Genomic DNA, 9624 nt, shown 5'->3' on the forward strand with positions numbered 1-9624 from the left:
ACACCGTCAATCAAAACTGTGGGAGCGAGCCTGCTCGCGATGGCGGTCTGTCTGAAACGGTGATGTTGGATGGGTCGCCGTCTTCGCGAGCAAGCCCGCTCCCACAGGGGGGTGTGGTGGGCACAGGTTTTGTGGAGGTTATTGCGTCGTCGACTCAACCGCTCCCCGCACCCGCTGCAGCATGTTGATCAAATGTAACCGCATCGAAGCACGGGCTGCTTCGGCATCATGGCGCGCCAACGCTGCGTAGATTTGCTCGCGCTCACGAATCACCAAGGCGCGATTCTCAGCCGTGACAGCTGGCCCCGCCTGTTGAACCACCGCGATCAACGTATTGCCCACATGGGCCATGGCATCGATAAAGAAGCTGTTGCCGGTGCACTGGGCGATCTGTAAATGAAATTCGAAATCCACCTGGGCGCTTTCGGCATCCGCGGCTTCAGAAGCGTTCGCCACATCCAGCGCTTCACGCATCGCCAGTAACTGCTGCGGCGTAGCGCGTTGGGCGGCGATGCCAGCGGCTTCGACTTCCAGGCTCTGGCGCAATTCGATCACCGCCAGCGCGTCGTACGCGCCACCCTTGACGTGCTTGCTACCCTGGAAATCCCCCGGGCGGGCGGTGTCGACCACGAAGGTGCCGATGCCGTGACGCGTTTCCACCAGGCCTTCGGCCTGCAACCGCGACATGGCTTCGCGAACCACCGTACGACTGACGCCACGGTCCTTGATGATGACCTGCTCGGTCGGCAGTTTGCTGCCTGCGGGCAGTTCGCCGGCCAGTATCTGCTGCGTCAGATCGACCACCAGTTGCTGGGTCATGCTCAGGCGTCGATCGGGTGTGACACGGTCCATTGCACCTATCCATTAAAGCCAGACGATCGCGGCATTATAGCCGCGACCTAACGTCGAAACGCACTATAATGCCGGCTGATCACACTAGAGCAAGCCGATGACGGATCAAGCGTTATCTCCATTGAATAAACCGCGCCGCCTCGCCGAAACACTGGTGGACCGCTTTGCCCAGCGCATGCGTGAAGGCATTCTCAAGCGCGGCGAAAAGCTCCCCACCGAAGTGCATATCATGGAAGCCGAGGGCGTCAGTCGTTCGGTGGTGCGTGAAGCGCTGTCGCGCTTGCAGGCGGCGGGGCTGGTGGAGACGCGGCATGGCGTCGGTACCTTTGTCCTGGACATGCCGGCCCCGGAGGGCTTTACCCTCGGGCCGGCGACGATTGCCACGTTGTCGGATGTGCTCAACCTGCTGGAGTTTCGCCTGAGCCTGGAAGTCCAGGCCGCCGGCATGGCTGCCGAGCGCGCCACGCCCCAAGCCCTGGCCGAACTGGCCCAGGCGCTGGAAGCGTTGCTGCAAGGCCCGGAAAAGTCCGGCACCACCATCAATGCCGATTTCCAGTTCCATCTGAAAATCGCCAAGGCCGCTGGCAATTACTACCTGATCGACATCATGAAGCACCTGGGTACCAAGCTGATCCCACGTACCCGGATGAACTCCGCCTATTCCGGGCAGAGTGATCGCAGCGCCTACCTGCAGGGGATCAACGCCGAACATCAACAGATCTTCGACGCCATCGCCAGTGGTAATGTCGACGCGGCGCGGGCGGCCATGTACCTGCATTTGAGCAATAGCCGCATGCGCCTGTGTGAAACGCAGCAGCGGCAGGCTTTTTACAACGAATGACCCCCCGCCCCCCTGTGGGAGCGAGCTTGCTCGCGATGACGGCGGTACATTCAACATCGATGTCTGCCGATCCGACGCCATCGCGAGCAAGCTCGCTCCCACAGTTTTGATCCCGGTGTTCACAGACTTAGCGTCGACCCGTGCTCCTACAATTTAGAAGAAGCTGTATTTAACACCGACCCGCAGCCGCAACTGGCGATCGCTGTCGACCGAGTTGACTTTAATATCACCCACTTCAAAGAACGGTGCCCAGCGTTTATCCCACTGGTATTTGACCACGGCGTTCTGTTCATAATCGTCGGTGCCGCCGTTATAGCGAATGTAGTCGGCATCGAAGTAAGTCAACTGATATTCATAGGCCCACGGTCCTTGGGGGCCATAGTTGATATATACATCGTAACGGTTGACCGTCTGATCGTCCTGCCCATTATGCGGCACGTCACGGTCGATCTTGTCGCGGTCCAGTTTGGCTGAATCCAAACGGTAGCGACCGGCGATGCTCAACTCTTTGGTCACGCGGTAACCCAGGCGCAGGCCCAGCTTGTAGGTGGTGGATTCTTCGTCGCTGTCCAGGGCCAACGAGGGCGTCAGCATCCAGCGATCATTGATCTTGTGCTGGTAGTTGACGGTAAATTCATGACCGCTGCCGACGGTATTGTCGAAGGCGACGTCTTGCCGGTCACCGGCGGTCTTGTATTTGAGTTCACCCTCCAGACCCAAGCCACTGTCCAGCCGAATACCAAACTTGGCACGGTCGGCATGCATGCGACTTTTTTCCGCATATTGGTGGCGTACATTGATATAGCCGGTATCGGCCTGGGCAATAACCGAAGTAAACAAGGAAGCGAGAGAAAGTATTACCAATGTCTTTTTCATGTTTTTTTATTCTTGTTGGTTGAACGGGTTAGTTGGGTTAAACGCTAAATCACAGGCGAGCGCGTGCGCGGCATTGAAACCTGGGGTTCAACGTCTTTTACGGGTTAAAACAAGTGCAACTGATGAATCAGGGTTTAATTCAAACGGCGACAGGGATGCCTTGTATGTCGCGACTGGCCTGCACCAGCAAACGGGTGTACGCGTGCGTGGCACCGTCACTCGCCAGAAGCTGACTGTCGAGCGTCTCCACCACCCTGCCCTGCTGCATCACCGCGACCCGATCGCACAAGTGCGCAACCACCGCCAGATCGTGGGTCACCATCAGGTAGGTCAGGCCTTCCTGGCGGCGCAAGTCGGCCAGCAGGTTGAGGATTTCCGCCTGCACCGAGACATCCAGCGCCGAGGTCGGTTCGTCCAGCAACAGCACCCGGGGACGCAGGATCAACGCGCGGGCGATCGCCACGCGCTGGCGCTGGCCACCGGATAATTGATGCGGGTAACGAAAGCGGAAGCTGTCGTTCAAGCCGACCTTGCGCAGGATCTCGCTGACCTTCTGCGCACGCCCGTCGATGCCGTGGATGCGCAACGGTTCCTGCAACGCGGCATCAATGGTGTGGCGCGGATGCAGCGAGGCGTAGGGATCCTGGAACACCATCTGCACCGTACGATAGTGGTTCAGCGGCAGGTTGCGGGTCACGGCCTGGCCGGCGATCTGCAGTTGCCCGGTCCAATGCTGATACTGCCCGGCCAGACAGCGCAGCACGGTGGTCTTGCCCGAACCGGACTCCCCTACCAGGCCGAATGCCTCGCCTTCGGCAACACTCAAATCGACGTCGTGCAATACCGCGTTCAGTGCCGCGCCGGTGCCAAAACAAAGGTTCAGGCCGGCGATTTCAATCATGCTCATGACAGGCTCCTCAAGCATTCAACCACTGCGGGTCACGCTGCAACACCGGCAGCGTGGCGCGCCGATGATCCAGGCTCGGCAGTGCGGCCAGCAGGCCACGGGTATAGGGATGGCTGGCTTGATCCAGGTCGGCGGCGGCAATCGACTCGACCACGCGGCCGGCGTACATCACCAGCACGCGGTCACAGAAATTCCGCACGAGATTCAAATCGTGGCTGATGAAAATCAGCCCGAGGTCGCGCTCGCTGACCAACTCCTCCAACACGTTGAGCACCTGGCGGCGCACCGAGACGTCGAGGGCCGAGGTCGGTTCGTCGGCGATGATCACCTGGGGGTCGGTGATCACCATCATGGCGATCATGATGCGCTGGCCCATGCCACCCGAGACTTCATGGGGGTACAGGTCGTAGACCCGCTGCGGGTCGCGAATGTGTACCTTGGCGAGCATGTCCAAGGCGCGTTCGCGGGCCTCGCGATGGGGCACTTTGTGATGGGCCAGATAGGCCTCGGCGATTTGTTCGCCGACCCGCACCACCGGGTTCAGCGAGTACTTGGGGTCTTGCATGATCATCGACATGCGCGCACCGCGAATCGCCTGGATCTGCTTTTCGCTGGCGGCCAGCAAGTCGATATCGGCAAAACGCAACGTCTTGGCGGTGACTCGCGCCGTCGGCGGATGCAAGCGCAAGAGACTGCGGCCAACGGTGGACTTGCCCGAGCCGGATTCACCAACGATGGCGAGTTTTTCCCGACCCAAAGTAAACGACACGTCACGCACCGCGCGGGAGATTTTGCCGGCGTTGCGAAACTCCACACACAAGTCCTGTACGGCAAGTTTTATCTCAGTCATGGGGCTGCTCCTCAGGATTGGCTACGTGGGTCAAGGACGTCGCGCAAACCGTCGCCCAACAGGTTGAAGGCCAGGCTGACCAGCATGATCGCCGCACCGGGCGCCGCCACCAGCCACCAGCTTTCGAGCATGTAGCGCCGTCCGGTCGAGATCATAGCGCCCCATTCCGGCAACGGTGCCTGGGCGCCGAGGCCGAGAAAGCCCAGGGCGGCGGCGGTGAGAATGATGCTCGCCATGTTCATGGTCAGGCGGATGATCACCGAGGACAGGCACATCGGAATGATGTGGCGCAGGATGACCCGGGTACTCGACGCGCCTTGAAGCTGCACCGCCACGACGAAGTCAGCGTTGCGCAGCGGCAGGGTTTCAGCGCGAGCGAGTCGGGCAATCGGCGGCCAGGCGGTCAGTGCGATGGCGATCACCGCATGCTCAAGGCCCGGGCCGAGGGCAGCGATGAACGCCAGCGCCAGGACCAGGCTGGGAAACGAGATGAAGATGTCGGTGATGCGCATGAACAGGCTGTCGACCCAACCGCCGAAGTAACCGGACACCGTGCCCACCAGCAAGCCGATTGGCCCGACAATCACGGTCACCAGCAAAACGATGTACAGGGTGATGCGCGAGCCGTAAACCAAGCGGGCGAAGACATCGCGACCGTATTCGTCAGTGCCGAACCAGTGGACGCTGCTGGGTGCTTGCAACGCCCCGGCAAGGTTCTGCAACAGCGGATCGTGACCGGCAATCCATGGCGCGAAAACCGCAACCAGCATCAGGGTCGAGACAACGATCAGGCCGGCAAAGGTCATCGGGTTGCGCAGCAGGAAACGCAGCAGGCGCAAGGCACTGACGGCCATCGCTGCCGTACTTGAAGATGGCAGCGCGGCACTGCCGGCTGCGCTGGAAGCAAGAGGCAGGTTCATTAGCGAGTCCTCGGGTCGAAGATCTTGTACAGCGCGTCGCTGATCAGGTTCAGCGTCACGAAGATGAGGCCGATCAGCAGGACACAGGCCATCACCGCGTTCATGTCGCCAAGCAAAAGGCTGCTGGTCAGGTACTGACCGAAGCCCGGCCAGGCAAATACGGTTTCGATCAGCACCGCGCCTTCCAACAGCCCGCCGTAGGCCAGCGCAACGATGGTCAACAGCTGCACGCGGATGTTGCCGAAGGCATGGCCCCAGACGATTCGCCGCTGGGACAAACCCTTGACCCGGGCGGTGATGATGTACTCCTGGGACAGCTGCTCGAGCATGAAGCTGCGGGTCATGCGGCTGATGTAAGCCACCGAGTTGAAACTGAGGATCACCGCCGGCAGCAGGATGTGGCGCAACGCGCTGCGAAAGGCCTCCCAATCGCCGGACCAGGCGGTGTCGATCAACAGCAGCCCGGTGTGTTTGGGGATCAGCCCGTCATAAGCCAGGCCGATGCGCCCGACGCCACCGGCCCAACCCAGCCAGGCGTAGAACACCAGGAAGGCCATCATGCCGATCCAGAAAATCGGCGTGGAGTAGCCGAACAGCGTGATCAGCCGCGCGATATGGTCCCCGGCACGCCCCTGATGTGTCGCCGCGTAGACGCCCAGCGGCAAGCCCGCCAACACGCCGAACAGAATGGCCAGGGTGGCCAGTTCCAAGGTGGCCGGGAAGACCCGGGCGATGTCGGTGATGACCGGGTTGCCTGTCAGCAAGGCCATGCCGAAGTCACCGTGCAGCAGGTCGCCGAGGTAGATCGCGAACTGCGTCCACAACGGTTTGTCCAGGCCTAGCTCTTGATACACCTGGGCGTAGGCCGAGGCGTCAGCGTCCGGGCCGACGATGGCCAGCACCGGGTCCAGGGGCATGACCCGTCCGATGAAAAAGGTCAGTAGCAGCAGCCCCAGCAGCGTCACCGCCACCGACCCGCTGCGCCGGGACGCCGAAGCGACCCGGGATGTCCAGATTGAAAAGGATGCAGTCGACATGTTCATTCCTGCCTTGGCCCTGCGGCCGTCGATTTCAGCGCTGCTTGTAAACGTCCCGAAGACGTGTGGTGGCGGCGGTATGGCCGATGTAGTTGCGCACGTCGGCGTGGATCACCACTTCGTCGACCATCTGTGAAACCGGCATGATTGCTCCGGCCTGCTGGTCGTAGAGGGTCTGGATCTGCGCGTACATTTCCCGCTGGCGCTCGGGGTCTTGCTCGCGCTCGGCCTGCTCGATCAACTGATTGAGCTGCGGGTTGAAGAACGAGGTGCGCCAGCCCTGGAAGTTGCTCAGCTTGGCTTCGGTGCGGTTGTCCGGGTTGTAGACCAGGGCCCGCAGGCTTGAATGCGGATGACGCTCCGCCCCGCCACCACCACGACCGACGAGGATGTCGAACTGGCGGTCGCGCATTGCACCGTAAATCTGATTTCCCGTGCCGGTGATGATCGTGGCCTGGATACCTGCCTGGGCCAGCGTCGCTTGCAGGCTGGTGGCGATGTTGATGAACGGCGGATCGGTCAGCGAGCGGATGCTCACCTTGAAGCCTTCGGCGTGCCCCGCCGCTGCCAGCAGACGCTTCGCCTCGGCCACATCCAGGCGATAGCCAGGATCTTCCAGGCGTGCCGGCAGCCCCAGTTGCATCGGCCGCTGATTGATCACCCCGTAGTGCGGCATCACCACATCGTTGATGCCCTGGTAGTCGATCAGCAGGCGGATGGCTTGGCGCACGCGGATGTCCTGGAACAGCGGCTGTTGCATGCTCATCGCCACGTAATACAGCGTGCCACGGGCGATGCTCTGGATGCGTACCTCATCGACCTTGCCCAGCGCCTTGATGTCGGTGGCCGCCATGCCTCGGGCGACGTCCAGGTCACCGCGCTCGACCATCAGGCGCAAGGCCTGGGACTCGGTCATGTTGCGCATGATCACCCGGCGCAACTTCGCGGGGCCGCGCCAATAGTCGTCATGACGACTCATCAGAATCACGTCGTTGGCGCGCCAGATGTCGAGCTTGAAGGCACCGGAGCCGGCTGTGTGGGTCGCCAGCCACGCGGCGCCCTGATCATCACCGACCTGATGTTGCAAAGCGACCGAGCGATCAATGATGAAGGCGCTGGGAGAGGTCGCCAGAGTGTTAAGCACCAGCATCGGGTCGGTGCTGCGCGGCAGGTCCATGACAAAGGTATGCGGCCCTTCGGCGCGCATCAGTTTGCTGACGTTGTCGGCGGTGAAACCGTAGGCTTTCCAGGTCGAAGCCAGGGCGCGGTTGAGGGTGACCACCCGTTGTAGCGACCAGGCGACGTCTTGCGCGGTGAGCGGTGCGCCGGAGTGAAAACGCACGTCATCGCGCAACTGGAAGGTCAGGCGCATGCGGTCGGGGCTGACCTCCCAGGTTTTCGCCAGGGCCGGGATCAGCGTGTCCGGTTGCGCCGCGTCCTGCTCCAGGAGCATGTCATAAACGTTGGCGTTAACCTCGGCGACCTCCAGGCCGGTTGCCGCGGCGGGGTCCAGGGACAGCAGGTTTATCATGCTCATGCCCACCACCAATTGGTCGGCGGGCGTTTCGCCTTGAGCCAGGCTGACGGGCACCTGCACTGTGCACAGGGCCACGGTGACACACAGCAGCCTGGTCAGGCGCTTGGGCCAGAGTTTCATGGTTCAGTCCTTTCTTATATTTATAAAGACTTGTCGTCCGGGCAGCTATCGGCCGCGGACGTGGTGCGCGATCAATGTCGAGACAAGGTATTGGCCTCGATATACGCGAAGTTGATGTCCTCGCCCAACCCAGGCCGATCAGACAGGTGCACAAAACCGTCGGCGTCCATCGGGTCGACGATGCTATTGAGGTGCGCAGGGACTTCTTCGTAGTCGAGGAAGGGATGCAACAGGCCGCGCTCGTACCAGCGGCAATTGCTGATTGCACCGACTACAGCCAGGTTCGCCGCGCCATTGCCGTGGACTTCACAGTCCATGCCGAACGACTCGGCCAGGTGCGCCACCTTCAGGCACGGCCCGATCCCCCCGACCCCGGCCACGCCCGCGCGCAGGATGTCACAGGACTTATGGGTGACCCAACTGGCGCGGCTGTGGAACTTGCCGGCGATGCTTTCCGGGCCCAGTACCGGGATGTCCAGATTGGCCGCCAGCCAGGCATAGGACTCAGCGGAATCTTCCATCATCGGTTCTTCGAACCAGGCGAAATTGAGTTGCTCGAGCGCCCTGCCAATGGTCAGCGCGTCCATGCGGCTGTACCAGTGGTAGCCGTCGAGCATCAGCGCGATGTCCGGACCGACTGCCTCCCGCACGGCGGCGCAGGCTTGAATGTCCATCTGCGGATTCGGGGCGAAGGAAATCGGCGGCATCCAGGTGTGCAACTTGATGGCCTTGTAGCCGCGCTGGACCAGTTTTTCGGCGAACTGGCCGTACTCGTCCGGCGTGGACAAGCCCCCCGGCAGATCATCGCCACACATCGTCGAACCGTACGCCGGCACTTTGTCGCGATAGCCGCCAATCAGCTTGTGTACCGGCAACTTGAGCTTGCGCCCGGCCAGGTCCCACAGCGCTTGTTCCACCAGCGCCAACGCGCGGTCGGTGAACTGCCCGGCGCTGCCGCGCTGCCAGTGCGCCAAGTCTTGCCAGATGCTTTCGCGGTCCATTGGGTCCCGGCCGATCAGCACCTTGCGCACAAAGGACTCGATGATGTGCGGACGAACCAACTCAGGCGGACCGAAGGCATAGCCCTCGCTGCCGTCATCGCAGCCAATTCGCAGCAAGGCCATCTTGATCAGAACCTCCTCGCCCGGATGAGCGTGGCCGGCGCTGTCTTGAGCGCGGCGCGAAGGGGTGGAAAAGACTTCGACGTGAACGCCTGTGATTCTCATAGGGGGAAGAACACCATGTATTGTGATTTTTATTTGTATGTCGTCATACAACGTAGCTGATTATTCGGACGTTTCCGTCAGACTGTCAACCGGTAAATCACACAAAAACCAACAGATGATGGGGTCTCCATAGCGAAGAGGTTATTTCTCACATCATAAAAAACAGAAGTCGTCATACCACAGCGTTACCAGGTAGGACTTGGAAAGACCAGAACACCGGCGATCAAAACTGTGGGAACGAGCCTGCTCGCGATAGCGGTCTGCCTGAACCGGTGGGGCTGAATGGGCCGCCGTCAGCGCGAGCAGGCTCGCTCCCACAGGGGCTCTGTGGCGGGCATAGAATCTGTGAACACCGCGATCAAAACTGTGGGAACGAGCCTGCTCGCGATAGCGGTCTGCCTGAACCGGTGGTGCTGAATGGGCCGCCGTCATCGCGAGCAGGCTCGCTCCCACAGGGG

At 61.2% G+C, this 9624-nt stretch carries 10 protein-coding genes; 1 reads left to right on the top strand and 9 read right to left on the bottom strand.

Annotated elements, in window-relative coordinates; genetic code table 11:
- Positions 1 to 138 precede the first annotated feature (138 nt).
- Positions 139 to 852, bottom strand: a complete 714-nt coding sequence (locus MKS85_RS28410) for a FadR/GntR family transcriptional regulator (RefSeq protein ID WP_047230511.1) — start codon at positions 850 to 852, stop codon at positions 139 to 141.
- 97 nt (positions 853 to 949) lie between these two features.
- Here MKS85_RS28410 and MKS85_RS28415 point away from each other — a divergent pair, with 97 nt between their 5' ends.
- Positions 950 to 1693 carry a FadR/GntR family transcriptional regulator gene (locus tag MKS85_RS28415; RefSeq protein ID WP_047230512.1) on the top strand — a complete coding sequence of 248 codons (744 nt, stop codon included), beginning with the start codon at positions 950 to 952 and terminating at the stop codon, positions 1691 to 1693.
- A 153-nt stretch (positions 1694 to 1846) separates the two neighbouring features.
- Here MKS85_RS28415 and MKS85_RS28420 read toward each other — a convergent pair whose 3' ends face one another.
- The 8 genes from MKS85_RS28420 to MKS85_RS28455 all read right to left on the bottom strand — a co-directional run.
- Positions 1847 to 2569, bottom strand: coding sequence for an oligogalacturonate-specific porin KdgM family protein (locus tag MKS85_RS28420; RefSeq protein WP_076386258.1), 723 nt, complete (start codon positions 2567 to 2569; stop codon positions 1847 to 1849).
- 139 nt (positions 2570 to 2708) lie between these two features.
- On the bottom strand, positions 2709 to 3476 hold the full coding sequence (locus tag MKS85_RS28425; RefSeq protein ID WP_188252260.1) for an ABC transporter ATP-binding protein: 768 nt from the start codon (positions 3474 to 3476) through the stop codon (positions 2709 to 2711).
- 10 nt (positions 3477 to 3486) lie between these two features.
- A complete protein-coding gene (locus tag MKS85_RS28430; RefSeq protein WP_076386261.1) occupies positions 3487 to 4326 on the bottom strand; it encodes an ABC transporter ATP-binding protein in 840 nt (279 codons plus the stop codon).
- Between the two features lie 11 nt (positions 4327 to 4337).
- Entirely contained in the window at positions 4338 to 5246 is a 909-nt protein-coding gene (locus MKS85_RS28435) for an ABC transporter permease (protein ID WP_047230516.1), read from the bottom strand.
- A complete protein-coding gene (locus tag MKS85_RS28440; protein WP_047230517.1) occupies positions 5246 to 6283 on the bottom strand; it encodes an ABC transporter permease in 1038 nt (345 codons plus the stop codon). The genes MKS85_RS28435 and MKS85_RS28440 overlap by 1 nt, the downstream gene beginning before the upstream one ends.
- 34 nt (positions 6284 to 6317) lie before the next feature.
- Positions 6318 to 7940, bottom strand: a complete 1623-nt coding sequence (locus MKS85_RS28445; protein WP_107321500.1) for an ABC transporter substrate-binding protein — start codon at positions 7938 to 7940, stop codon at positions 6318 to 6320.
- A 71-nt stretch (positions 7941 to 8011) separates the two neighbouring features.
- Positions 8012 to 9166, bottom strand: a complete 1155-nt coding sequence (locus MKS85_RS28450) for a mandelate racemase family protein (RefSeq protein WP_047230519.1) — start codon at positions 9164 to 9166, stop codon at positions 8012 to 8014.
- 153 nt (positions 9167 to 9319) lie between these two features.
- The coding region (locus MKS85_RS28455) for a hypothetical protein (protein ID WP_310663246.1) at positions 9320 to 9624 on the bottom strand (305 nt) is incomplete at its 5' end.

Origin of the sequence: Pseudomonas sp. JL2 (assembly GCF_031570495.1) — a bacterium.
GTDB lineage: Bacteria > Pseudomonadota > Gammaproteobacteria > Pseudomonadales > Pseudomonadaceae > Aquipseudomonas > Aquipseudomonas rhizophila.